The organism is Synechococcus sp. C9 (genome assembly GCF_022984075.1).
Classification (GTDB): domain Bacteria; phylum Cyanobacteriota; class Cyanobacteriia; order Gloeomargaritales; family Gloeomargaritaceae; genus Gloeomargarita.
Genome location: NZ_JALAAD010000001.1, coordinates 2,794,473 through 2,821,193 on the forward strand (window position 1 = coordinate 2,794,473; position 26,721 = coordinate 2,821,193).

18 protein-coding genes are annotated in these 26,721 nt (G+C 49.5%); 8 read left to right on the plus strand and 10 right to left on the minus strand.

What is annotated here, in order from left to right:
- Window positions 1-2: 2 nt before the first annotated feature.
- The 7 genes from MLD66_RS13635 to MLD66_RS13665 all read right to left on the minus strand — a co-directional run bounded on the left by MLD66_RS13635 (window position 3) and on the right by MLD66_RS13665 (window position 8,456).
- Window positions 3-1,640, minus strand: a complete 1,638-nt coding sequence (locus MLD66_RS13635; protein WP_247218774.1) for a bifunctional metallophosphatase/5'-nucleotidase — start codon at window positions 1,638-1,640, stop codon at window positions 3-5.
- A 587-nt stretch (window positions 1,641-2,227) separates the two neighbouring features.
- A complete protein-coding gene (locus tag MLD66_RS13640; protein ID WP_247218777.1) occupies window positions 2,228-2,668 on the minus strand; it encodes a hypothetical protein in 441 nt (146 codons plus the stop codon).
- A gap of 3 nt (window positions 2,669-2,671) precedes the next feature.
- On the minus strand, window positions 2,672-3,532 hold the full coding sequence (locus tag MLD66_RS13645; RefSeq protein ID WP_247218792.1) for a radical SAM protein: 861 nt from the start codon (window positions 3,530-3,532) through the stop codon (window positions 2,672-2,674).
- Window positions 3,522-4,364 (minus strand): radical SAM protein, encoded by an 843-nt coding sequence (locus tag MLD66_RS13650; protein WP_247218794.1) that lies wholly within the window; start codon window positions 4,362-4,364, stop codon window positions 3,522-3,524. Before MLD66_RS13650 ends, MLD66_RS13645 begins: the two co-directional genes overlap by 11 nt.
- On the minus strand, window positions 4,361-5,395 hold the full coding sequence (locus MLD66_RS13655) for a radical SAM protein (RefSeq protein ID WP_247218796.1): 1,035 nt from the start codon (window positions 5,393-5,395) through the stop codon (window positions 4,361-4,363). The genes MLD66_RS13650 and MLD66_RS13655 overlap by 4 nt, the downstream gene beginning before the upstream one ends.
- Window positions 5,392-6,984 carry a hypothetical protein gene (locus MLD66_RS13660; RefSeq protein ID WP_247218798.1) on the minus strand — a complete coding sequence of 531 codons (1,593 nt, stop codon included), beginning with the start codon at window positions 6,982-6,984 and terminating at the stop codon, window positions 5,392-5,394. Before MLD66_RS13660 ends, MLD66_RS13655 begins: the two co-directional genes overlap by 4 nt.
- The gene (locus MLD66_RS13665) at window positions 6,984-8,456 is read right to left on the minus strand and encodes a hypothetical protein (RefSeq protein ID WP_247218799.1); all 1,473 of its coding nucleotides are present in this window, start codon (window positions 8,454-8,456) and stop codon (window positions 6,984-6,986) included. The genes MLD66_RS13660 and MLD66_RS13665 overlap by 1 nt, the downstream gene beginning before the upstream one ends.
- Before the next feature lie 428 nt (window positions 8,457-8,884).
- Between MLD66_RS13665 and MLD66_RS13670 the strand changes: the two genes are divergently transcribed.
- Window positions 8,885-9,460, plus strand: a complete 576-nt coding sequence (locus tag MLD66_RS13670) for an Npun_F5749 family FMN-dependent PPOX-type flavoprotein (protein ID WP_247218801.1) — start codon at window positions 8,885-8,887, stop codon at window positions 9,458-9,460.
- A 347-nt stretch (window positions 9,461-9,807) separates the two neighbouring features.
- Window positions 9,808-13,593 (plus strand): CHAT domain-containing protein, encoded by a 3,786-nt coding sequence (locus MLD66_RS13675; protein WP_247218803.1) that lies wholly within the window; start codon window positions 9,808-9,810, stop codon window positions 13,591-13,593.
- 153 nt (window positions 13,594-13,746) lie between these two features.
- On the opposite strand, the gene MLD66_RS13680 is transcribed toward MLD66_RS13675, so the two are convergent.
- Window positions 13,747-15,615 (minus strand): AMP-binding protein, encoded by a 1,869-nt coding sequence (locus MLD66_RS13680; protein ID WP_247218805.1) that lies wholly within the window; start codon window positions 15,613-15,615, stop codon window positions 13,747-13,749.
- Window positions 15,616-15,710: 95 nt separating this feature from the next.
- Here MLD66_RS13680 and MLD66_RS13685 point away from each other — a divergent pair, with 95 nt between their 5' ends.
- The 6 genes from MLD66_RS13685 to MLD66_RS13710 all read left to right on the plus strand — a co-directional run bounded on the left by MLD66_RS13685 (window position 15,711) and on the right by MLD66_RS13710 (window position 23,876).
- The gene (locus MLD66_RS13685; RefSeq protein WP_247218807.1) at window positions 15,711-16,019 is read left to right on the plus strand and encodes a DUF6825 family protein; all 309 of its coding nucleotides are present in this window, start codon (window positions 15,711-15,713) and stop codon (window positions 16,017-16,019) included.
- Window position 16,020: 1 nt separating this feature from the next.
- Window positions 16,021-17,697 (plus strand): AarF/ABC1/UbiB kinase family protein, encoded by a 1,677-nt coding sequence (locus MLD66_RS13690; RefSeq protein WP_247218809.1) that lies wholly within the window; start codon window positions 16,021-16,023, stop codon window positions 17,695-17,697.
- Window positions 17,698-18,068: 371 nt separating this feature from the next.
- The gene (locus MLD66_RS13695) at window positions 18,069-20,138 is read left to right on the plus strand and encodes a protein-disulfide reductase DsbD domain-containing protein (RefSeq protein WP_247218811.1); all 2,070 of its coding nucleotides are present in this window, start codon (window positions 18,069-18,071) and stop codon (window positions 20,136-20,138) included.
- Between the two features lie 2 nt (window positions 20,139-20,140).
- Entirely contained in the window at window positions 20,141-20,776 is a 636-nt protein-coding gene (locus MLD66_RS13700) for a thioredoxin family protein (RefSeq protein ID WP_247218813.1), read from the plus strand.
- Between the two features lie 355 nt (window positions 20,777-21,131).
- On the plus strand, window positions 21,132-22,769 hold the full coding sequence (locus MLD66_RS13705; protein ID WP_247218815.1) for an acetolactate synthase large subunit: 1,638 nt from the start codon (window positions 21,132-21,134) through the stop codon (window positions 22,767-22,769).
- A gap of 351 nt (window positions 22,770-23,120) precedes the next feature.
- Window positions 23,121-23,876 (plus strand): DUF928 domain-containing protein, encoded by a 756-nt coding sequence (locus MLD66_RS13710; protein ID WP_247218817.1) that lies wholly within the window; start codon window positions 23,121-23,123, stop codon window positions 23,874-23,876.
- Window positions 23,877-24,257: 381 nt separating this feature from the next.
- Here the strand turns inward: MLD66_RS13710 and MLD66_RS13715 are convergent, their stop codons facing one another.
- Window positions 24,258-25,550 (minus strand): glutamyl-tRNA reductase, encoded by a 1,293-nt coding sequence (locus MLD66_RS13715; RefSeq protein ID WP_247218818.1) that lies wholly within the window; start codon window positions 25,548-25,550, stop codon window positions 24,258-24,260.
- A gap of 11 nt (window positions 25,551-25,561) precedes the next feature.
- Complete coding sequence (glpX, locus tag MLD66_RS13720; protein WP_247218820.1) at window positions 25,562-26,602, minus strand: class II fructose-bisphosphatase; 1,041 nt, start codon at window positions 26,600-26,602, stop codon at window positions 25,562-25,564.
- Window positions 26,603-26,721: the final 119 nt, after the last annotated feature.

Sequence of the window (26,721 nt, forward strand, 5' to 3'; positions counted from 1 at the left end):
CCCTAATTCACAATCCGTCCCAAAGCGGGCGGAGAAACGGGGGACTGGGCCCGGAAATAGGCTTCCCAGGCGGCCATATCCGTCACCCCCCCCACCCGTTCCTGTCCCTGGCGCAAAACGGTGAAATTGTCCCCCCCATCTGCGAGAAAACTATTTACCGTCACCCGATAGGTTTGCTCCGGGCGAATGGGCTGGCCGTTGAGGCTCATGTCCTGCACCCGGTTGCCTGGGGGGGCCGTGGGCGACCAACGGTAACGAAAGCCCTGGGAGACCTGGAGAATGCGGTTTTGTCCGGGTGTCGGGTTATCAAACTGCTGTTCCAAAAGTGCCTTGATCTGCGCCCCCGTCAGGCTCATCGTCACCAAATTATTGCCAAAGGGTTGCACCGCAAAAGCCTGCCCATAGGTCACCTGCCCCCCCGGTGCCAAGGTCAACTCCGCCCGAATCCCCCCCGGGTTCATGAACGCCACCACCGCTCCCCCTTGCTCCGGAGCTTGGGTAGCCGCCAACTGGGCATCGGCAATCAGATTCCCCAGGGGCATTTCCCCACTCGGGCTGGCAGTACGAAGTATATCCGCTGTAATTTGGCCAATCACCCTGTTTGCCAACGGGTCCGCCAGGGCTTTGTAACGGTTGATTAAACGGGTGAGCGCCCCATCCGCAGGCACGTCCCGGGTGACAATCAGGTTCTGGGCCTGAATCGCCCGCACATCTTTTGTCCGACGGTCAAGAGTGAGCGTGATTGCCGTCAGCAACCGCCCAAAGGAAGCGGCACTGGTCACCACCCGTCCACCCAGCACGCAATTGTAGGCTTGATGGGTATGCCCCGTAATGAACAAATCCACCGCCGGGTCAGTGCGTTGGACAATCTCCACAATCGGCCCGGCAATACTCGGACATTCATTGTACCCCCCGGTGGGCAGCCCTCCCTCATGCACCAGCACCACGATTGCCTGCACCCCTTGTTTTTGCAATTCTGGCACCAGGGCATTTACCGTATCCGCTTCATTCTGAAACCGCAACCCCTGAATCCCACGTTGGGAAACAATTTTCGGAGTCCCTTCCAAAGTCATCCCAATAAAGGCAATTTTTACCCCATCAAATGTGTAAATTTTATAGGCAGGTAAAATTGGTTGACCCGTTTTTTCATCAATCACATTCGCCGCCAAATATTGAAATTTTGCCCCTCTAAATGGCTGATTGTCCCGACAGCCATCCTGGGGATGACACCCCCCTTTTTGTAAGCGGAGTAACTCGGCTGTCCCCTGGTCAAATTCATGGTTGCCCACTGCATTGACCGCCAATTGCATGACATCCAGGGCTTCAATGGTCGGTTCATCATGGAAGAGGGCAGATAGCAAAGGACTGGCACCGATAGAATCCCCTGCCGAGACCAATAAAGTGTGGGGATATTTGCGCCGCAACTGCTGAATATGACTGGCTAAATATTCCACCCCGCCCGCAGGAATGCGCTGTCCATCGGGTAGCGTAAAGGTTAAATTAGCCGGTTCCAAATTGCCATGCAAATCATTAAAAGCAATCAATTGCACCGTGACGCTCTCACTCTGAGCGACAATCCTAGGCACAAAGACCAGGGTTAAAACCAGGGAACATAAACCTACCAAGAGTATTTTGAACATTTGATTCATCACCTGAGCACCTCCATCACAATCTGTATTGAATTGATAGTAATTTTAAGACATTTTTGCTCCCACAGCGTCATGATACTCCTGTCCCGAAACGCTCATTGGAATAACTATAGCAATCCTAAATGAAAATAGAATAGGGGTCGCAGGGGCACCGCCCCCGTCCTTGGTTTTTTAGAATTTCTGTATGCCTACAGCACGCAAACTAACGTCACTCGAATTAGGATCGCAATATATAGTCATTTTGATTTAGAATGCGACACTTTTTAGGTATTTGTAATCGCTCTATCTCCTGGGAACCTCTATTTATTTGAACCAATCATCAATCCCATCGTGGGAATGCCCATATTACCCAGAACCAAGGGCGGGGGTGCCCCCCTGCGACCGCTAACTTTGAATTTATAGAGGTGCCCTCCTTTTAGGACAGGGTTTTTAAGTAAAAGCGAATGTCGCAAACTTGTTTGAAACTACTATATCAGTAATCTGGGAATATGCTCAAAATTACGCCACAGTTACAGCCCATTCAGTATTTGCGGGATATGGTTAAACTGCACCCTCGAAAAAATGATGATCAACCCGATTTATTGCCTCTGCCATTGGTTACCAGTTAGGACAAATTTTTGGTCATAAACTTCATCATCCCTCGATGAAACCTGCCTGATGATTACATTATCTTTAATCGTCCATTTTTCATCCCATCTATTATTTCGATTCAGGTCAATTTTAACACGATTCCAGCGATTGAATCCCGCATCCCGATAAAGATTAACCTTGTAGTTACGACCTGGTAGTGCATCCTTGATCTTATCAGTGTTGGCGTTGGGACTCCGGATTAAATCCAAAACCTCCCTATCAACTGTTCGGAGATGAACGCTCTGAGCATAGGCGGGAGAATTGAACTTAAAAATATAGGACTGATTACTCGGAGAATGTACAATAATTAAGTCGGTTATGAATAGTGCTACAAAACTCCCAACAATACCTACAGCACTGTTAACAATACTTGCTCTAGTTAGTTCCATAACCTACTCCTTGATAAACATCATGTTACGTTCAATCGGAACAGTACAGTTACAGTAACTGTACAAGCAAGGGCGAGGCGTGTCAAACAATTGTAAAGAACCTGCAAGAATGTTACCTAAATACTCTTTTCGGTAGCGTCTCGCAGGGTAACACCGCCATGCCTCTCCCCGATCATCTAAGGTAAAATACCTGCTACCAGCCCAACACAATCTTCCCTTAAAATTAAACACTATTTCCTGTAATTGATTATGACCACCTAATTTTTTTAATAACAATTCTTCTTCGGGAGAATATTTGATTACTTCACGATCCTGTTTTTCTGGTTGAATCTTAAAGGTAATTTGATGTGAGGTAAACCAGTTATGTAAAAACACCAAATGAGGCAAATTATCTCTAGTAGCGACACAGGTCACATTGACACTAGAATGTATGGGTATATGAGACTGTAACCAATTAATTTTATTGGTAAACTCCAGTAGGGCTGATTCAGTATTGACATACTCTCTATGCAAACTGATAGAAAACACCTTGAGATGATCACCTACGGCTCCTAAAAAACTGCTCAGCCTAGAAATGGTGGCAGAAAAGTTAGAAACAATGCTTACATAGTGCCCTAAACTAACAATCCCCGCTACCAATTCAGTTAATTGCGGATGCAAAAATGGTTCTCCCCCAGATAACTTTATCTCCCATTTACCTGATAATTGAGCAAAAGTTCTCAAGAAAGCCTCTATTTCTCCCCCCCGTCTCGTTCGATCTTTCAGATGACGTTGTGTACAGTAGGAACAACGATAGTTACACGCTGTATTGATATTCCAGGTAATTACCCCTCCTAAAGATTCAGCAAAATCCTTACTGTTCATATTCAATCATCCCTCGATTAGCAGGTACAGTGCAAGGACAAATGGTATAGGGACAGGGTTGGGAATTATTCCACAATTTGACACTTTCTTGGAAAACATTACCTAAATAGCCTTCTTTATAACGCTTAGCAGTGCGACAGGACCAAGCATTACCAAACTGGTCTAGGATAAAATAATCAACACCTGCCCAACATTGATAGCCATAGTAACTAGGAGATAAATTTGCCTGTTTGGAATTTGGTTTATCGCCAATAAGTAGTGGCAAAATCTCTCGGTCGGATTCGCTATAATTAAATGTTCCTGTTTTAGTCTTTAACCACTGAGGGAAATAAATAAAACCTGCCGACTCGATTTCATTTTTTACTTCTAGTAATTCTGCCAAAGTTGTGGGCACGAGTACGCTATTGACTACAATTGTTACTTCCTGGGGTAATAAGGAACGTAAGTATTTTAGTTTAGTTAAGAAAGGTTTGAGACTGACAAATTCACGATGCAGACTCGCAGAAATGATATTAATTTTGTGTCCTATTAGTTTGCAAAATTTTGATAAAGTATGAGGAGAAGCAGATAGATTAGTCAGTACAGAAATACGATGATTTAGCTGAGCTAACCCAGGTATAACTTGATTCATAAAACCAGGAAAAGCAAAGGGTTCGCCTCCAGACATTTTAATTTCCCATTCCCCTTCTAGGTGGCTAAAGAATCTTAAAAATTTATCTATTTCTTCAGATGTAGGATAACCTTGACGATATTTAGGGGATTGGATGCAATAAGAACAATTATAATTGCATATTCCATTAGTTTGCCACTCGATGGTGCGCTGACGTTTCATGTTGACTCTGCCTCCAACCGTTGTTTCCATTTGAAATTCTGATTTAACTTACCGCACTGATAACAACTATTAAAATAGTTCCCCCCCCTTAGTCGCTCCCTCAATTCTTGCCACTTTTTACCATACCAATGTTGAGAAAATGGAGCTTCCGCCAGAGAACCTACCACAACTTCTTTTGAACAGCAGTATAAAATGGTTCCATCCACCGTAATACGACTGTAAACCCAACCCATATAACAACCAATTGATTCAATCGGGGCAGTTGCTAGAGACCCAGTGGTAACCTGCTGTTCAAATACATCCAAATTTGTTTTTACTTCTAATTTTTTAGCTATATTTTTAGCCAAGGGAATTAACAGGGTTAATAATTCTTCTCGTTGCTCGTTGCTGATCGTCCAAATCTCAGTCCCCTCTCCTAAACTAGCGAGCTTAAAAGTAATTTGGGAGGCTTGGTAGTCATGGGCAAATTTGACCATTTCAACTAACTCTCGATAATTTTCATTTATTATTACCTGGACTTGTTTGAATCTCTTTCCTGCTGATGCAAATTCTCTTAAAATTTCGCACAATCGTTCAAAATCTTTAGGCGTTAAGTTTGGATGAAATGCGGTGTATGATTTGGGAGTAACACCATTTACTGAAATCAATAGCATATCTACATTAGATACTAAAACACGTTCTGGATCACACTTTAAGGCATTAGTCAAAACTGTAGTGTGCCAACCGTATGCCTTACATTGAGCAATCATTTGGTAAATATAAGGATTGAGAAACGGCTCTCCCATTCCTGATAAAATTATAGCTTGTACAGAGTTCATCCTCGCTATATCCTGTGTGAGAGAATCAAACATTTCCCAAGACATTTGTTGCTTTTTCCAGCCGTGAGAACGGGGTGTTTTTAGTGAAGGTGAGTGATCCCAACAAGTAACACAATTTGTATTACACGCATTGGTAATATCAATATGAACTGTTTGTGGCCCAGTGTAAATACTCCCAGTTTTCATACCCAGAATATACAGATGATTTTTCATACAGCTTTAATCTCCTCTCTGCTCAGTTGAAGTGACATTGATAAATTGGCATCAGTTTGGTTCCAGTAGCGATGAAATACACTTAAACCTCGCCATAAACTCTCATGTTTGTCCAATAGGGTTTCTAAAAATTGGCTTACAGATGTGACGAAATTCTTATCAATTGAGAGTGGCAAAAGTCTTAAAAAAGATCGCACACCGTTATCATCATTAAAAGATAATAATAGAGGTAACCATTCTCTAAAAGCTTCGTATACAATTTGATAGTCATGTGCTTCTAGTTTCCATCGTTTTGACCATAACAGCCACCAATCCCAACCTGTGGTTATCTGTCCTTGAGGCATACGTTCTATAAGTTTGTAAAATACTGTTGCTTTCATTTCACTGTCTTCTAACATTGATAACCCTTGATGAACAAGCTCCCAGTCCAATCCTGTTTTCTCTACTGCTTGGCAGAAATCTATAGTTAATAATTCATCAACCTCTTCTAAAAATAGTTTGGGGGCGAGCAAATGCGTAACTATTTTGGCAGTATCTTTAGCATAGTTTTTAGGTACAAAACTTTTAGCTCTTTGAGAGAGTTCTTCCCTTTTTTTATCATCTTTCATCTGTAGGACTAAATTGTCAATATCGTCCAGAGCTAACGCAGCACCTGCTTTTACAGCAGTATTAAGTCGTTTTTGTTGGTCGTCTGCTGTCTTAGATTGACTGTAGAAGGCGGTAGGGACTCCAACATGAAGAAGTTCATAATAGCTGTTAAAGCCAGCGGCAGAAATTGCCCAGTCTATTCCAGGGAATAAATTAACTGCCAAGGGATCATTTAACCAGGTAATGTTTCCTCCTCTGATAGGCGTACCACGGTATAAAATTCCTGCACCAATCACTAGATGTAAATGATGATAACTTTCTAGTTGTTTGGCGAGACGATTCAATAAATACTCAGCTTGGGAATCTCCGCCGCCGCCAGCACTCAGCCATACGGCTTGTTTCCCCTCGGGTATGCCTAAAATCTTCCGGGCTTCACTTCGTGATAGTAACTCTTCTCTTTCTCTCAGAAAGATAGGACCAACGATATCGAGTCTGTCTTTTATCTCATCAGTAAATTCTACAGGGGGTAATTCAGATTCCTTAGGTATAATGATCCGATTGTAATAGGGCAAAAAGTTATATATATCTGCTTCTTCAGCAAATTCCGGCTTTACAGACCGGAGAATAAGTACCTTCTTCGGGACACTATCAAGAATTTGATATAATTCTCCAAAGGTGCCACAGGGAAAGGTGTCAACAATTAGAAGATCAGGATTAATTAACCCAATTGAGTGCCATATCCACTGCCTAGCGAGACGCAAATAATCTTCTTTCACAAGTTTACCTAGTTGCGCTACAGTCTTGCTCGGTATCTTAAAAGTAGCAATCCCTTCCTGAGTAGCCAGTTGAATTCCTTCAGAAGATGTGAGCAAGTAGATTTGTGGTTTTATGCCTAACAAATACAGGTATCTTTTTAGCCAGCGTAAAATACTACAAAGACGAGTAAGATGTCCTAGTCCAGACCCATTGACTCCATAAGCAACTATTTTACAGGTATTCATCAGGAAATATCTCCTTCATAGATAGAACGTGAAGATTCTCTGCGTCTTATGATGCGCCTTGAGCGTCGCCTAGAACGTCGTCTAGGAATATCATCAGTAATGGTACGTTCCTGAAGGAATTCTGGATCAGAGGTGTAATCATCAGGGATTCCACTTTCCTCAAAGGATTCTAAATCAGAGATGTCATCTAAATCTAAATTAGGATCATCATGAGTCATAACTGTCCACCAAGGAACATTTTGATTGTAGTCATAGAGTTCATAGTCTCTGAAATTCACAATTGATTCTCTAGCTTGTGTGTAGCGCATGGAATTTTCCCTAATCCTCTGGGCAGGATTTTTTATCCACATATTTGCATCACTCGCAGGGATGTTCACATCCTGATTTTTTGTGCGAGAGTATTTGGTAATTTTTTTGCGTAATTTCTGTAATTTTGTTTCTAATTGAGAGATGCGGGGTTGGAATCCTTTTTGTGCTATTTCATCCATATATTCTGCTTTTTTCTCTAGTCCATGCAGACACTTAATCATATTGGCAATTTCTGGTTCTGCCTGCGCACGTCTGCATAATTCACTGCGGTCAATATACTGTAAATGATCTTTTAATGCCTGACGACACTGGCGCAGATAGACTTCTTCTAAGGTATTGAGTTCTCTAATTACTCTCTCTCTTTGTTTGACATTATCTTCAATAGCTCTTATTTGGGCTTTAATTGGTTCAACAATACGATTCATTTCATCTAAGCGACTTCGTAAATCACGATAGTGGTTGGCTACATCGATAAAGGATTTTTGGTTGAACTTCCTGGCTGTCAAAATTGCCCAAAGCCAATGTTGGTAATAGGTTATATTCCACCACCTCCCGGTGTAAGTATAGCTATTGGTGCCGTAATTACAACGATAGAGGGTCATAAAACGTCTGTCATTCTCGTAGAGGTTAACCGCTCGCATCAATGGAGAAATCGTTTGGTTATATTCTGCTAGTTGCACTTTTAGTTGTCCACTCGGCTCTACTTCTCTGCGTCTTTGATACAATTCACTAGTCTCAAGCATCTGCAGTTCGTATTCTAAATTTCTTCTTGTTTGCTCCAAACTAGCGATAGGATTTTCAAAATCAAATCTACTGTAGCCTGTCAGCGGATTTATTCTGGCAATTACGTCTGGGTCTAGAGATGGCAGATACGAATTAACTAAATTAGAAAGTGTTAGTTGAATATCACTGTTTAATTTTCTTTCTGTCTCTATGGTTTCATTATATTCTCGTTTTAGGGAATTTAATAATTCAGCTATTTCTGTTTCTATGCTACGGGCTCTCCTGACAAATTCTGACCCTCTGACGTATCTATTGGAAAAGTAACCATTACCCCGATTAGTGCCTTCCAAATTCCTGCGGTCACCTCTAGCAGAAGAGCGTAAATATTCAACGAAAATTCCTATTACAGCAATTAATAAAAAAATAATAATAAATCCCATGATGGCTGTCCCGCAAAGTTGTAGTGCATCTTATGATATGCTAGACTTAAAACCTATAGTAATGTGATTTTTTTACTTTCATTTTAGATTTATTAGATTTAGTGCTTGCATTACAGCCCATTCATAAATTAGTTGAGCATCTACAGAATTCAAACCAATGGGTTTGTAACTGTATCCCGTAACTACTTAATAGGCTGTACCATATCTACAATCTTTAGGGCACTTCTATTTATTGCCACCACTGGAAGATTATTTCGCTAAAATTCCTATATTATCGAGAACCAAGACGGGGGCTACGCCCCTGCGACCCATTTTAGAAGTGCCCTTTAGAGAGTGCAATATCAATACCAGATAGTGCTATTTACAGTGGTCAAAATTAAGAATAGCGTGCCCTTGTCGTCATCGGTCAGGGTTGTATAATTGCATTTATGACCCTAGCTCCTTGGCGTGTCCCGCTTGCCCGTGCCCTACATCGCAACCGCTCTTTGGTCTATAGCCGTTATGCTCAATTGGCTACGGTTGATGCCCAAGGTCGTCCCCACAATCGCACTATTGTGTTTCGTGGTTTTTTTGGGGATAGCAATACTCTGGAATTTATTACTGACCAACGGAGTGAAAAAATCAGCCAAATTCATCAGCAACCCTGGGCAGAATTGTGTTGGTATTTCCCCCAAACCCGAGAGCAATTTCGTTTGGCAGGATTGGTACAAATCATTGATAGTTCACACCCTGACCCTGTTGCCCAAATGGCTCGTCACCAACGGTGGTATAGTCTATCGGATGCGGGTCGTCAGCAATTCACCTGGCCGCACCCTGGACAACCCCGCCAGGGCAATTTACCAACGGAACCTACCGATCCCCACGCCCCGCCTGCCCATTTTTGTTTGCTCTGGTTGTGTCCCCAGCAGGTAGATCACCTGGAATTGCGAGGAAATCCCCAAAATCGCTACCTTTATCACCACAATGCAGACCAGGAATGGACAGTACAGGAAGTGAACCCCTAGGGCTGATCCCATGCTCTAGCGTAAGATTAATGGGCAGGTGAGTTCATACAAAGTAAGCGTTCACAAGGGCGCAACGCCGGTGTCCCTAAAGTTTGGCAAGACCAGAAATCAATTTTTATTAGTTCCAATAAATAATGATGTCCTTATGACCGCTTAGATATAGCAGTCCTAAATGAGAATGGAACAGGGGTCGCAGGGGCACCGCTCCCGTACTTGGTTCTGGAAAATTGCTGTTTGTTAATCAAGTAGGATTGCTATAGCTTTGATTGACTTATTCGTTACGATGTCCTAGGATGTGGTCAACTAAATCTATATGCAATTGTCTGCATGGTGTTAAGGAGTTTAATATGCGTCATTTACTTTGTGGCACAGTTTTAGGTGGGTTAATTGTAGTACAAGGTGGGCTAGCGTCTGCCCAACAGATTGTTCCCAACGGGCTAGGGACGCAGGTAACGGTGAATGGTCAGCAGTTTGACATCACGGGCGGTACGAGGGCGGGGGCGAATCTCTTTCACAGTTTTGCCAAGTTTGGGTTGAGTCAGGCGCAGATTGCCCATTTCCTGTCCAACCCGGCGATCCGCAACATTCTGGCACGGGTGACGGGCGGCGAAGTGTCGGTGATTAACGGGTTGATTAAAGTCACAGGCGGCAATAGCAATTTGTACCTGATGAACCCGGCGGGGATTGTGTTTGGGCAAGGGGCGAGTTTGAATGTGCCTGCTTCGTTTACAGCTACCACTGCTGACCGGATTATGTTTCCGGGTGGGAGTTTTAATGCTGTTGGGGTGAATGACTACAGCAAATTGGCGGGGGAACCGATTGGGTTTGCTTTTGACCGCAAAGACCCGGCGGCGATTGTCAATGAGGGAAATTTAACGGTTAATCCAGGGCAAAATGTGAGTTTGATTGCCGGTCAAGTGATTAATACGGGGACGATTCAAGCATCGGGGGGGAATATCACCCTAGCTGCCGTGCCTGGGGAAAATCTGGTGCGGTTGTCCCAAGCGGGGCAATTATTAAGTTTGGAATTTAACCCCCAACAAGCCGCCCAAATAATGGATGGGGAGGGAAATATTCCTACCACTCGTCTGCCGGAATTGCTCACCGGGGGTGGGGTAACCACGGTTACTCAAAATAGCAATGGCACGGTGAGGGTAGCGGGTTCTAATGTGCAAATTCCTACAAGTACGGGCACCACAATTGTTTCTGGGGCGTTAGATGTTTCGAGTGCGAGTCAAATGGGGGGTAATGTGGGCGTTTTTGGCACCCAAATCGCCTTAGTAAACAGTGAAATTAACGCTTCAGGATTTACAGGGGGCGGTGAGATTTTAGTGGGGGGCGAATTTCAGGGCAAAGGGACGCAACCCAACGCCCAATATACGTTTGTGAGTCGTGATTCTCAATTAACTGCCGATGCGGTTAATGCTGGAAATGGGGGCAGGGTGATTGTGTGGGCGGACAAGGGGACGGATTTTCGGGGCAGTATCACCGCCAAGGGGGGACAAAACGCTGGGGATGGGGGATTGGTGGAAGTGTCGGGGAAAGAGAGTTTAAGATTCACGGGGAATGTGGATACGTCGGCACCTAAGGGCAAGACCGGTACCCTCTTACTTGACCCGAAGAATATTACTGTGATTGGTGCTTCCAGTGCGCCGGATGACAATGAGTTACCTACCATTTTCTCTTCTGAACGTCCAGAGGATAGTTTGACCATCAGCAACAGTGCCTTGCTTTCCCAGTTATCTACAAATAGTGTGACGCTCCAAGCAACGAACGATATTGAGTTCAACGCTGATTTGATTGGCTCAGGTAATTTTACCACCCTATCTGCTAATGCAGGCAATAATATCACTGCCACGGGTACCATTTCTTTGAGTAATATTGGTATCAATTTTGATGCGGGAAATAGTATTAGTACCGGCAATATCACTGCACGATTTGTTGAGCTAGATGCGGGTGGAAGCATTACTACTGGTAATATTACTGCAACATCATTCGTTGACATAGATGCTAATAGTAGTGTGACCACTGGTAACATTAGTTCGTCACAGAGTTTTGTGTTTGTATTTAACCGTAATGGTGATATAAATCTAGGCAATGTCACATCAGCAGGTCGTGTAGATATTTGGAGCGGTAACTTCTCTCTGAATTTTCGAATTGTTCCTCTTCCTGGTTCAAGCAGATTTTTAGAAGTTTTTGAGCCATCTACATTCTATAGTTTTTCCGGTAATGATGGAAATATTAAAGTCGGTGATGTTACTTCAACAGGTGTTGCGTCATTAGGTACCATTCAAATCAATACCAATGCTAATATCAAGACTGGTAATTTGAGTAATTCAGGTTTTTCGACTTCTGGTTTCAAGCTTATTAGTGCTTATGCAGGTGGTACAGTTGAAACTGGTTTTATTGATGCTCGCAATTCTGGTGGTGTCGGTGGTGATGCGTATGTGATCAGTCAGAATAGTGTTGTTCGTGTCAATGGCATTGGGCCGACGGGTTTCAGCATTGATGCGAGTGGTTCTGCAGGCGGGGGCGATATTATCATTTTCTACGGCGGGTCAAATTCTTTTGCGGTGGGCAGTGCGGCTGTCAATGGAACGGCAGGTGGTATTACAAATGGGCAGTTCTCTATCCTACCGTTCCAACAATTTAGTTCTCGTCAATTGGGAACTGTGCGACCGGGAATTATTAGAATTGGTTCACCTGAAGGGGAGGAGGCTTTGATTAACCAAATTCTCTTTGGTACACAATTTTTCGATCTCGATTTTGATCTAGGTTTAGATGCCATTGAAGACGTGGCATTAGGCGATTTTATCGCCCGTTTTAACATTGCCGAGGCGTTGGGTGCCGGGAACTTTGCGGCGATTTTGACCCTAGATACCCTATTTACTGGCGAGTTTGATCGCTTTTTGGGAGTCAATCCCATCAACGACTTAAACTCAGTGGAAGCGATTGGAAATATGCTCAGTCGCTTGGCTAAAGAAACGGGGAAAAGACCCGCCATTGTTTACCTGATGGTAGATGAACGGCAGTTGACGATTGCCGCCATTCCGCCGGGGAGTCGGGCAGGGATGGCTAGAGCAGGTTTGGTTGCATCCACTACCCCCTTTGCCCAGCGGGAAGCCAAAGTCCAGCCCGTGGTGCGGGGGTTGCCCGAAGCCAAACGTTCTCAGTTGATGCCGGTGGTAGAGCGGTTCCTCACTGCCCTCAAAGACCCCCGCCAGCGCACCAGCACTGCCTACTTAAAAGATGCCCAGCAGTTGTACCAGTGGTTCATTGCGCCCATTGAAAAAGAATTGCAAGCCCAGGGGATTGATACCCTGCTGTTCTCGATGGACAATGGCTTGCGGTTATTGCCCGTGGCGGCTCTGCATGATGGCAAGCAGTTTTTGGTGGAAAAATACAGCACGGCTTTGATTCCCAGCGTGAATTTGATTGATACCCGTTACCGCAACCTGCGGGATAGTCGGGTGTTGGCGATGGGGGCCGATACCTTTGCCAATCAAGCTCCTTTACCAGCGGTACCGGTGGAATTGAAGGTGATTACGGAGGAATGGCCGGGGCAGTCCTTTTTGAATCAGGAATTTACGGTGCAACGCTTGACCCAGGAGCGATTGCAGGGCGGTTATCCCATCATCCACTTGGCGACCCATGCGGATTTTGCCCCGGGACGAATAACCAATTCCTACATCGAATTTGGCAACAATCAACGGTTGAATTTACCCCAGGTGCGGGAACTGCCTTTGCGGGAACCGAATGTGGTGGAATTATTTACCCTGAGTGCCTGTCGGACGTCGGTGGGGGATGTGAGTGCGGAATTGGGGTTTGCGGGTTTGGCGGTGCAGGCGGGGGTGAAAAGTGCCCTAGCGTCCCTGTGGTATGTGTCGGATGAGGGCACCCTGGCGTTGATGACCGAGTTTTACAAAAATCTGCGGCAGGCACCCATCAAGGCGGAGGCATTGCGGCAGGCGCAAATTGCCATGTTGCAAGGGAAAGTCACGATTAAAGGGGGTGAATTGCGGGGGGTGCGGGGCGGCATTCCGGTGCCGTCAGCGATTGCCCAACGGGGGGATCAGGTGTTGAACCATCCCTACTACTGGGCGGCGTTTACCCTCATCGGTAGCCCCTGGTAACTATAGCCATCCTACTTGATTAACAAACAGCAATTCTCCAGAACCAAGGACGGGGGCGGTGCCCCTGCGACCCCTGTTCCATTCTCATTTAGGACTGCTATAAAATTGGGTTCCAGGGAGTTGGTTTACCAATGGGATCGCTTGAGGATGATGCTAACCAAACATTTCTTGAATCAAGTCGTGATACCGTTCCATCACCTGATTGCGTTTAATTTTTAAGGTCTGCGTCATCAATCCATTTTCTATGGTAAACGGTTCCGCAAGCAACCGAAAGGGCCCAATCTGCTCAAAGGGTCGCACACTCGGGCGGTTCTGGGAATGGGTTTTCAATTCCACCCGGTACAGTTCCAAAACCTCCGGCGTATCCAAGGTCCAAGCTCCCGGTACCGGTTCCTCATAGGGCATGGTGAGCGTATGTCCCTGCGCCTGCGCCCAAGCCTTGAGTGCCGTTTCATTGGGAACAATCAGGCACCCCAATTGCCGGGCATCTTGCCCCACCAAAATAATCTGGCTAATGTATGGACTTTGTAAACAAGCATCCTCAATCGGCTGGGGTTCAATATTTTCACCGCTACTGAGCACGATGGTGTCCTTGGCCCGCCCGGTCAGCACCAAATCCCCCTTGGGCGTGACCCAGCCCAAATCCCCGGTATCAAACCAGCCCTGGTCATCCACCACCTTGGCCGTCGCTTCCGGGTTGCGGTAGTAGCCCTTCATCAACTGGGGTCCCCGGGCCAGCACCAGACCCTTGTGGGTAGCGGGAAGCGGTTGGCGGGTTTCCGGGTCAACAATTTTGATCTCCGTTCCGGGAATGGGCAGTCCGGCGGAATAGCGCAAATTTCGGGTCACCCAGCGGGCGGTCAACACCGGGGAGGTTTCCGTCAAACCGTAGCCCACCAGGATGGTCAGCCCCGCCAATTCGTAAAAATCATCCAAATACCGGGCCAGGGCACCGCCGCCACTCGCCCCCTCCTTCAGCCGTCCCCCCACCGCCTGCCGAACCTTTCGATACACCAGCGCATCTCCCAGACGATGCAGGGGCCAAAGGCACAGCGCCACCAACCCGCCCCCCAACCGTTGCAGGGGACTGGGTTCCACCGGTTCCAGGGTCAACCCTTGCCAGAGCCGTTTGCCGTAGATGTAGCGTTTGCTGATGCCAATCAAACTCCAGATCAGCTTTTGTTTCCCAGGGGGCTGTTGCCGAAATTCCCGCTCGACCCCCTCGTAAATGGACTCCCACATCCGGGGCACTCCGACAATGTGATGGGGTTTATATTTGGTTAAATCCTGTTTGAAATGCCGCAGGGTGCTGTAAATTTGGTGAATCCCCCGGGAGAGCAAAAAATATTCCCCGGAACGCCCGTAGGTGTGCCAGGTGGGGAGCAAACTTAAGGCAATATTCCCCGGTTGCGGCGTAAAGACAACGTACAGATTTTCGATTTGATGTAATAAATTGCCGTGGCTGAGCATCACCCCCTTGGGTTTGCCCGTCGTGCCGGAGGTGTAGAGCAGGGTCGCCAGGGACTCGGGTTCCAGGTGAGGGGGCTTGAATTCCCATTGTTCCCCCCGTTGCATCACCTGGTCAAAGCTCAAGCTATCCCCCGTCTCCCCCCAGAGGGTGATCACCGCCCGGGGTTGCCATGCCCCCAGATAGGGAGCCAGCCGTTTGAGCACATCCGGGGTATCCACCACCAAAAAACTGCTTTCACTGTTGCGGTAGATAAAGTCTAATTCCTCCAGGGGTGCCTGCGCCCCCCGCACCACATCCACGCCCCCGGCGCACATAATCCCCTGATCCGCAATCATCCAGCGGGAGCTATTGTCCGCAAATAGAGCCACCCGTTCCCCCGGTTGCAATCCCAGCGCCTGTAATCCTTGGGCAAACCCCTGAATCTGTTGGGCTAATTCCGCATAGGTAAGCCGCACGGGGGGGTGCCGGTGGGGTTCCTCCAGGGCAATGTGGGTGGGGAACTTTTGGGCTAGTTCCGGCCAGAGGTCGGGCAGGGCAGACCAGGGAGCCATGATCAATTGGGATAAATTCAGTTTTTTATAGGGTAACGTGTTCTGGTGCCATCCCTGGCAATAAAACGTTATAATTTGCTCGGAATCTAGGGGGGATGCAGGTGGTGCTACGAGCCTTTTTCATCGGACGGGCGGCGGCCCAAGCCCTTTACGAACAGGTGGGCAATGTGGTGGGGGAAACCCTGGCCACCCTCGGTCGGTGGGATGCCCAGCAACGGGAAGTCCTGCGCCAACAGATTCAGGAAATTTTAGAGCGAGCCGCCCAGGAAGAACAGCAAATTACCCAGTCCAAACCCTTGGTCAAGGGGCAAAAACCCCTGGATTTGCAGACCACCATTGATGAATTGCGGGCGGAAATGGCTCGTTTGCGTACCGAACTCAAGCGTTATCGCCAGCAGAACTAGGGTGGCCGTCCTCGTCAGTAGCAAGCAGTACCGGTGGAATCGGGAACGCTATTCCCGTTGGCGACGCTCTTTGGACATTTGGGCGTTTGTCCTACGATTTTTAGCCGCCCAATGGCTCTACGAAAAAAGCTGGAGTTACCGGGGCGGGGCCACACCGGAAAAACGAGCCAATCGTCGTCGCCGCATTGCTATCTGGGTGCGGGAAAATTTACTGGATTTGGGGCCAACCTTTATCAAAGTGGGTCAGCTATTTTCCACCCGGGCGGACATTTTCCCGGCGGAATATGTGGAGGAATTGTCCAAATTGCAAGACCAGGTGCCCGCCTTTAGCCTTGAGCAGGTGGCGCAAATTATCGAAACGGATTTGGGCAAACCCCTGGAAAAATTATTTCTCAATTTTGAAGCCACCCCCTTGGCGGCGGCGAGTTTGGGGCAGGTCCATCGGGCGGAATTGCCCACCGGGGAAACGGTAGTCGTGAAGGTACAACGCCCCGGTTTGCGCCAATTATTTAACATTGACCTGGCGATTGTCAAAGATATTGCCTACTATTTTCAAAACCATCCCCGTTGGGGACCAGGGCGGGATTGGTTGGGGATTTATGAGGAATGCTATCGCATTTTATTTGAAGAAATTGATTACTTAAATGAGGGGCGGAATGCGGATGAATTTCGGCGCAATTTTCGGGACGTACCCTGGTTAAAAGTCCCCAGAGTTTACTGGCGCTATTGTTCTGCGCGGGTGCTGACCTTGGAGTATTTACCGGGGATCAAAATTAGCCATTACAGTGCCCTGGATGCCGCCGGATTGGACCGCAAGCGGATTGCCGAATTAAACGCCCGGGCCTACTTAGAACAGGTGCTGAATCATGGTTTTTTCCACGCTGACCCCCACCCCGGTAATATCGCCGTTGACCCGGATGGCAGTTTGATTTTTTATGACTTTGGCATGATGGGGCGGATTCACCCCCAAACCAAGGAAAAATTGGTGCAAACCCTGATGAGTATTGTTGAACGGGATGCGGATGGGGTGATCGAGTCCTTGGTGGAACTCAAAGCCCTGGTGCCCCAGGGGGATATGGGGCCGGTGCGCCGGTCGTTGCAGTACGTTTTGGACAATTTGCTGGATCAGCCCTTTGAAATGCAGTCCATTGGCACGATCAGCGAGGATTTGTACGCCCTTGCCTACGACCAACCCTTTCGTTTTCCCGCTACGTTTACCTTTGTGATGCGGGCATTTTCCACCCTGGAGGGCTTGGGGCGAGGCTTGGATCGGGACTTTCAGTTTTTTAGTATCGCCACTCCCTACGCTTTACAAATGATGGATAATCGCAGTAACGGAGACCTGTTGGGTCAGTTGGGTCGCCAAGCGGCCAAGATGAGCAATTCTGCCCTGAGTTTGCCCCGGCGGGTGGAGGAAACCCTGACCAAGATTGAGCGGGGGGATTTGGTGGTGCGGAGCCGCTCGTTGGAGACGGAACGGTTATTGCGCCGCCTCAGTGCCCAGCAGGTATCGGGCAATTATCATATCCTGACGGGCAGTTTTTTGATCTGCGGCACCATTTTGCTGGTGAGTGGTTACGGCTGGCTGTCCCTACTGGCGGGCATTCTGGCGGGAGTGACGGGCTGGCGGGGCTGGCGGGTGTGGCAAAAGCACGAACGGTTTGAACGGATGTTCTAGGGGTCATTCGCAATAGCCGTGAATTAATAGAGGTGCCCTTGTGTCACTTAAAATCAGGACAGTTCTATAGTAATTGCATACAATTCGTGTGAATAACAGGGCAATTTAGGACTAAAACAGTACTATAGCCATCCTACTTGATTAACAAATAGCAATGCTCCAGAACCAAGTACGGGGGCGGTGCCCCTACGACCCCTGTTCCATTCTCATTGAGGACTGCTATGGGACCCGTCCCTCTCAGCTTTCTAAGGATAAAGTTTCTGTTTACGATCATGCCGCACCCCCTGATGCACCAATTCCTGTGAACCAAAATTGCCCCATCCCCGTATAAACGATTGGCTACCATAGGAGGTAACGTAACACTAAGTTTTATGTACGGGCGCTGGCTGGGGCTGATGGTGGTGGGATTGCTGTCTCTGTGGGGAGGGTTGGGCATGGCTGGGCCCGCCCAGGCGGCGAGTCCCCGTTATGTGCAGGCGGAACTGGTGAGCGAGGTGCGGACGGTACAACCGGGAACGCCATTTTGGGTGGGCTTACGGCTACAGATCACCCCAGGCTGGCACGTCTATTGGCAAAATCCGGGGGATTCCGGGGATCGGGTGCGCCTAACTTGGCAACTGCCCCCAGGGGTGACGGCGGGGGAATTGCAATGGCCTTACCCCCAGCGGTTTCCCGTTGGCCCTCTGATGAATTTTGGTTACGAAAACCAGGTGTTGCTCCTCAGCCAAATTACGCCCCCAGCGGACCTCACCCCCGGTCAAACCTTGGATTTGCGGGCGCAGGCCAGTTGGTTGGTGTGCCAGAAAGATTGCATCCCCGAAGCGACCCCCGTGACCTTGAGCTTACCCATTGCCAGTTCTGCCCAGCCCAATCCAGCGGTGACCAGGGCGTTTGCACAGGTGCGGGCGCAACATCCCCAGCCGGCCCCTTGGTCAGTGGTCTATGGGGTTGACGGGGAAAAATTGACATTAAGTTTGCCGGTCGGTGGGGTGAAGGAAGCCCGGTTTTTTCCCCTGGCGGATGGGGTGATTACCAATGCGTCGCCCCAAACCTTGACCAGCAGGGGACAGGTCACCGAATTAACCCTACAGCGGGGCTATCAGGAACATTTAACGACGGTGGCGGGGGTGTTGGTGCTGACCACCCAGCAGGGAACCAACGCCTACACCATCCAGGCGCAACCGGGAACCCTACCCACTGCCGGGGGGATGGGCCATCTGGGACGGATTTTGGGGCTGGGCTTTTTGGGTGGACTGGTGTTGAATGTCATGCCCTGTGTCCTGCCGATTTTGTCCCTGAAAACCCTGCACTTGGCGGACAAGATGCGTCAATCTCCCCGGCAAGTGCGCTGGGGGGGGGTGAGCTACGGGGCGGGAGTGCTGGTGAGTTTTGTGGCGCTGGCGGGCGGGTTGCTCATCCTGCGGGGGCTGGGGCAACAGTTGGGCTGGGGATTTCAGTTGCAATCGCCGGGGATGGTCCTCCTATTAATGTATGTCCTGTTTGCGGTGGCACTGAACCTGTCCGGGGTGTTTCAGGTGGGCACGGGTTGGCTGGGGGTGGGGCAAACTTTAACGGAACGACCGGGGTATCTGGGGGAATTTTTCACCGGGGTGCTGGCAACGGTGGCGGCGACTCCCTGCACGGCTCCCTTTATGGCGACGGCGATTGGGGCGGCTTTGACGTTACCCCCCGGGGCGGCGATGGGAGTCTTTATCAGCCTGGGGGTGGGATTTGCCCTGCCCTACGTGGCTTTGTGTTTTGTCCCAGCTTGGCGCAAGTGGCTACCCAAACCGGGAGCCTGGATGCACACCCTGCAACGGCTGTTGGCGTTTCCCCTCTACGGAGCGGCGGCTTGGTTGCTGTGGGTACTGACCCTCCAGACCGGCACCGATGGCTTGGCGGTGGGACTGTTGGGGCTGGTGCTGTTGGGGTTGGCGGCATGGCTGTATGGTCAAAGTCAAGCGCAGATTGCAGGGCGTAGGCTTGCTATTTTTAGTACATTGTTAATTTTAAGCTTTTGTCTGACCCTGCCGAGTTGGTTGCCCAGTGGTAATGCTTTTGTTTATACGAATACCCCAGACACCCAGGGAGCAAGTTGGGAACCATTTACCCCCAGCCGGTTGCAGGCACTCCGTCAGCAGGGGCAACCCGTGTTTGTGAATTTCACGGCGGCCTGGTGTGTGACCTGCCAAGTGAACGAACGCTTGGTCTTCAGCCAGCCGGAGGTGCAACGGGCTTTTCGGGAGCGGGGGGTCACCCTCCTCAAGGCGGACTGGACAAGGCAAAATCCAGAGATTACCCAAGTTTTGCAGGGGTTTGGCCGCAGTGGGGTGCCCCTGTATGTCCTGTATCCGAGGGAAAATCAGCCCCCGGTGGTGTGGCCGAGTCAGCTTAGTCCGACTCAGGTCACGGCGTTGTTGTCGGCTCAACTAGGAGGTTAACTATGGCTCGGTTTTCTTGGTTCGTTCCTGCTACCGCCGCTGTGGTGATCGCTGGGGCAACCATAAGTACATTCACTGTCAATACATCTGCCACCGTGCGGGTGGGGAGTCCTGCCCCGAATTTTACCGCTAAGACCAGCGCCGGGCAGACGGTGAGCCTCAGCGACTACAAGGGCAAGGTGGTGGTTTTGGAATGGACAAACCACGAATGTCCCTTTGTGGTCAAGCATTACAGCACGGGCAATATGCAAAAACTCCAACAGGAGGCCAAGGCGAAGGGGGTGGTGTGGTTCTCCGTGGTCTCCTCCGCGCCGGGGCAACAGGGGTTTGTCACTGCCGAGCAAGCCAATGCGGTAGTGAAGGAGAAAAAAGCCAGTCCGACGGCGGTACTGCTCGACCCGGATGGCACCTTGGGGAAGCTGTACGGTGCCCGAACCACCCCCCATATGTTTGTGATTGATAAAGCGGGTCAATTGCAGTACATGGGAGCGATTGATGATGCCCCCAGCTTGGCAAACCAAGATGTCACCAAAGCCAATAACTACGTCCGTGCGGCGCTTGGACAAATCATGGCCGGTCAAAAGGTGACGACCAGTACTACCCAGCCCTATGGGTGTTCGGTGAAATACAAAAACTAAAAGAAATTCGCTAACACCCACTTTTGAGACATCCCTGAACCTAATTGAGGGGTGTCATTTTTTTGCGATAAAATCCTATGAAACTTGAGCAAAACAGTTCTCCGGGCTTTAGGGTGCAAGCTGAAGGGAAATAGTTTTGGGGCAATTCTAAAAATGGGTCGCAGGGGCACGGTTTCCGTCCTTGGTTCTGGGGAATTGCTTTTCACTAATCAAGTAGGATTGCTATATAAGTTTAGTATTAATTTTTATAAACATTTTGGCATGATTGTTAAATTTAGCAGGATTTCGTCACAACAAGCCGCCAAATGCGAAATTGAGAACTAGGCTAAAGAAATAGAGGTATGCGATTGGGGTTATGAATACGGCAGAATTGTTGGTTCACTGTTTGGAAAATGAGGGTGTGGAATACATTTTTGGCCTGCCTGGAGAAGAGAATTTAGACCTCTTGGAGGCCATCAGTCATTCTTCAATTCAATTCATTACCACCCGCCATGAACAGGGGGCGGCTTTTATGGCTGATGTCTATGGTCGTTTAACCGGGCGGGCAGGGGTTTGTTTATCCACTTTGGGCCCCGGCGCCACTAACTTGATGACCGGGGTGGCAGATGCCAATTTGGATGGGGCACCTTTGGTCGCCATTACGGGGCAAGTGGGCACGGATCGGATGCACATTGAATCCCATCAATACCTGGATTTGGTGGCGATGTTTGCCCCCGTAACCAAATGGAATGCCCAGATTGTACGCCCTAGTATTACGCCAGAAATTGTCCGTAAAGCCTTCAAAATTGCCCAACAGGAAAAACCGGGGGCGGTGCATATTGATTTGCCAGAAAATATTGCCGCCATGCCCGCCGCTGGCCATGCCTTGAAACAGGATCGTAAGGAAAAAGTTTATGCTTCTTTCAAAGGTATCGAACTGGCCGCCCAGGCGATTGAAAATGCCAACAATCCCTTGATTTTAGTGGGCAATGGGGCAATTAGAAATCATGCCCATCAGGCGCTTACGGAATTTGCCGAAGCATTAAATATTCCCGTCGCTAATAGTTTCATGGGCAAAGGGGTGATTCCCTATACCCATCCCCTGGCTCTGTGGAGTGTGGGTTTACAACTGCGGGATCATATTAACTGCGCTCTTGAACATACGGATTTAATCATTGCCGTTGGCTATGACCTGGTAGAATACTCTCCCAAAAAATGGAATCCTCAGGGCACGATACCGATTATTCATATCGCTCAAAATTCTGCGGAAATTGACAGCAGTTATATCCCAATTGTGGAAGTTGTGGGCGATATTTCCGACTCCCTCAAAGAGATTCTCAAGCGCACCCATCGTCGGGGCAAACCGGAACCCTATGCCCTGCAATTTCGGGATGAAATTTGGGCGGACTATCAGCGTTATGCCCAGGATGATGAATTTCCTATCAAACCCCAAAAACTCATCTATGATTTACGGCAAGTGATGGGAGCCGATGACATTGTGATTAGTGATGTGGGTGCCCACAAGATGTGGATGGCACGTCATTACCATTGTCTGCAACCCAATACTTGCTTGATTTCCAATGGCTTTGCCGCTATGGGCATTGCGGTACCGGGGGGCATTGCCGCCAAATTAGTGGCTCCGAACCGGCGGGTGGTGGCGGTCACCGGGGATGGGGGATTCATGATGAATTGTCAGGAATTGGAGACTGCTTTACGGGTGAAAACCCCTTTTGTGACGATTATTTTCAACGATGGGGGTTACGGTTTGATTGAGTGGAAACAACACCAACATTATGGGCATAGCGAGTATATTAAATTCGGCAATCCTGATTTTGTGAAACTCGCCGAAAGCATGGGCTTAAAAGGCTATCGCATTGAAAAAACGGCGGACTTTATCCCAACCTTAAAAACCGCTCTGGAACAAACGGTTCCCACAGTCATTGATTGCCCGGTGGATTATCGGGAAAATCTACGGTTTACCCAACGGGCGGGGGATTTGGTCTGTCATATTTGAGCCTGGTCAAACTTAACCAAATTCGAGGGGCAGAGAAGCGCTGAAAAATACCTGGTGGGCATCTCTAAACATGGCTCGCAGGGGCGGGGTTATTAAGAAATCCCCGGATTGCTGACAATCGCTACGGCCGGGACAGGCTTTATGGCTCGGTGCGCAGACCCTCTGTGTACGTGCAAAAATCAATGGGACTGGATGCCATCCCCGTCCTGTGCAGTAGATCACAGATTCAGGGGCAGTAGCATCACTTGACCTTCCCTGGGGGTCACTTAGTATATAGTCAGGGACAAACAATGGTTCCTCGCTGAAAGTCCACGCTTCTCAACCCTCGTTTCCCTCAGGAGTTCACGCAGTATGCTTCGCCTCAAGTTTGCGGTTATGCTCGGTGTTTGTGCTGGTGCTTTGGTTACGACTCCGGTTCAGGCGAATCCACTCCAGGCATGGACAGGCCGCCTGTTGGACTGGGGACAAAAACGACCTGTGGCTACTGTGACGACTGTCGGGTTTATTCCGCCTACGGGGGGATTGCCTGCCAACCGGGAGGGTGGTTCCGCTCGAGGCGGTATGTGTCCCAATAGTCCGCAACGGCTGACCGCTCTTTTGCCTAGCTCGTCCCTGGGACTGACGATAGCGGCTCGGCCGAGCTTTTTTGCTTATCTGCCCCCAACCGGAGGTCGTCCGGTGGAACTGATGCTGCAAAATGCTCAGGGGGAAGTCTTGCATCTTTCCAGCTTTCAGACCAACAAAGTCGGGTTAGTACGGGTGGATTTACCCAACAATGCCCCAGAACTGACCGTGGGAGACACCTACCGCTGGTATCTGTCCATCATCTGTGACCCCAACGATAGCAGTGCCAGTTTACATGTGGGCGGTTGGGTGCAACGGGTGGCTTTGTCGGACAATCTACGGCAACAACTGGTGAAAACTCCGGTGGCTGACCGTCCTTACCTGTACGCAAAGGCTGGTCTATGGCATGAAACTTTGGTTTCCCTCATGGAATTGCGCCAAAGTCAACCCGGCAATGCGAGCCTGCAAACGGATTGGACATCTCTACTGAAGTTTGAGGGTTTGGAACAGGTGGCTCAAGAACCTTTTGTCGGCAATTTGTAGCCAATGATATAGCAATAATCCTACTTGATTAGTGAACAGAAATTTCCCAGAACCAAGGACGGGGACGGTGCCCCTGCGACCCCTATTCCATTGTCGGCGTTACTGATTGAAAGTATGAAACTACGTACGTTGTTAATTCAACCGTCGCTGTAGGTGGGGTTTTCCCCGTGTGGTTTTTTGAAAATCATACCCAGATTCAGCAACGCCCACTTGGTTGATGTCCGTAACGCATTGGAACAGTTAAAATAGGGAGAACTGCTAGATTTCTCAACCCTCGATTGCGTTCATGGGGCATATTGGAAACCCTATACTAATCCCTCGATAAAATCGGCGACATACCAGCCCCGGACGTGGCTTGGTGCCTCTTGTATCGGCAATAGTTCAGCCCTGGGAGAGGGATTCTTCGGGATTGAGATTAAATAAGGTGTGTAAGGTTTGTAACGCACGTTTACGGGCGGCAATATCCCGTTGGGCCCGCAGTTGTACCATCGGGTCGTGCAGAATTTTATTGACAATTCCCTTAGTCAGGGCTTCAACCACTTCCCGGTGTTTGCCGGTCAAATCCGCCCCCAAGCGGGAAAGGGCTTTTTCCAATTCCTGTGCCCGGATCGCTTCCACCTTGTCCCGCAGTTGATTTAAGGTGGGCACGGTTTCCAGGGATTGCCACCAGCTATCAAAAGCCTCCAGTTCCTCCTCCAAAATGGCTTCCGCCTCCAAGACCAATTGCCGCCGCCGCTCCTGGTTGCGGTTGACCACCTCCCGCAGGTCGTCCACATTGTAGGTATGGACATGGGGCAATTCATTCACATCGGCGGCCACGTTGCGGGGGACGGAAATGTCAAAGAGCATCAGGGATTGGTTCGGTGCCAGCCAGGATTGCAGTAAACCCCGATGCACCAGGGGTTCGGTCGCCGCCGTACTGGTAAACATCACATCGGACTCGGGGATGGTTTGGGCTAAATCCTCCAGGGCAACAATGTGGACTTGGGTCTCGGGAAATTGGCTGACCAATTCCATCGCCCGCTCCGCCGACCGATTCACCAGGGTCAACCGATTCACCCCCTTCGCCACCAGATGGGTGAGCAGGAGCCGTGCCATTTTGCCCGCCCCCACCACCGTCACCCGGGCCCGGTGCAGATGGGGCACCCGCAGATAGGCCAACTCCACCGCCGCCGAGGAAATGGACATGGCACCGCTACTGATGCTGGTCTGCGCTCGCACCCGTTTCCCCGCCTCCAGGGCACCCCGCAGTAAACGGTTCAGCACCGTCCCGGTACCCTTGGCATCCTGGCCGAGTTTATGGCAATGCTTCACCTGCGCCAGAATTTGCCCCTCCCCCAGCACCAAACTGTCCAACCCGGCGGCCACCCGCAGTAGGTGCATCACCGCATCCTGGTGCAAGAGAGTGAAGAGATAGGGGCGCAACTGGGTCAGGGGAATGCCGCTGTGTTCCGCCAAAAAAACCGTCACCTCCCGAATCCCCTGGGTGGCATCCGGCGTGACCAAATACACCTCCAGCCGGTTGCAGGTGCTGAGAACCGTGGCTTCCTGGATGTGCGGATAGCTACACAACTGCTGAATCGCCGCCACCCGCCGCTCCTCCGGGATGCTCAACTTTTCCCGCACGGCCACCGGTGCGGTTTTATGACTCAACCCGACCACGACTACCGGCATTGCCCCACCCCCTAACGTAGTTGAATGACCTTGGGTTGCCCTGTCAGATGGATCGTGTCCACAAAGCGCGCCGTCCGGGACTGGGTAGAAATCACCAGGGTGGAAGTCCGCACCCCGCCCGTGAAAAAGCGCACCCCCTCCATCAATACCCCCGGCGTAATCCCCGTAGCCGCAAACAGCACCGTCTGACCGCTGGCCAATTCTTCGGCATTATAGACCTTATCCGGGTCGGTAATCCCCATTTCCCTGAGCCGTTGGATATTCCCTTCTCGGGTCCATTTCTCGCTTTCCGGGGTTTTGACCACCGCCGGGTCATAGACCAACTGCCCCTGGAAATGGCCGCCCAGACAACGCATGGCCGCCGCCGAAATCACCCCCTCCGGTGCCGCCCCAATCCCCATCAGGGCATGGATATTCGTCCCCGCAAACGCACAACACAGGGCCGCCGACACGTCCCCATCGCTGATCAAGCGCACCCGGGCCCCCGCCGCCCGAATTTCCGCAATCAGTTCCTTGTGCCGGGGACGGTCCATCACCACCACATTCAAATCCTCCATCGCCCGCCCTAGACATTCGGACAGGATGCGTAAGTTTTCCGTCGGCGTTTTGCGAATATCCACATGGTTGCGGGCCGCCGGGGGAGCCGCCAGCTTATTCATATAAAAATCCGGGGCGGCAAACAATCCGCCTTTTTCCGAAATCGCCAGCACCGCCATCGAGCCATTTTGCCCTTTGGCCACCAGGTTGGTGCCCTCGCAGGGGTCCACGGCAATATCAATTTCCATCAATTCTTCCACCGAACACACCTCAGCGGCATTGGGCTGGGTACAAATCCCCACCTCTTCACCGATGTAGAGCATGGGGGCTTCATCCCGTTCCCCCTCCCCGATGACAATCCGCCCCCGCATATAAATCTGGTTCATCCGGGCGCGCATGGCCTCCACCGCCGCCTGGTCCGCCCCATCCTTGTCCCCTTTACCCATGTACTTGGCCGAAGCAATCGCCGCCTGCTCGACCACCTCAATAATCTCTAACCCAATCGTGCTATCCACAAATTTCCCTCAACGGATGTCCCCTGTTCCAGTCTATCAGGGGCCAGAAAACCGGGAACCCTGGCTAAATATTAAACTTTGTAGCACTAGGTAAATAATTTTCACAATTTCTTTGGTTT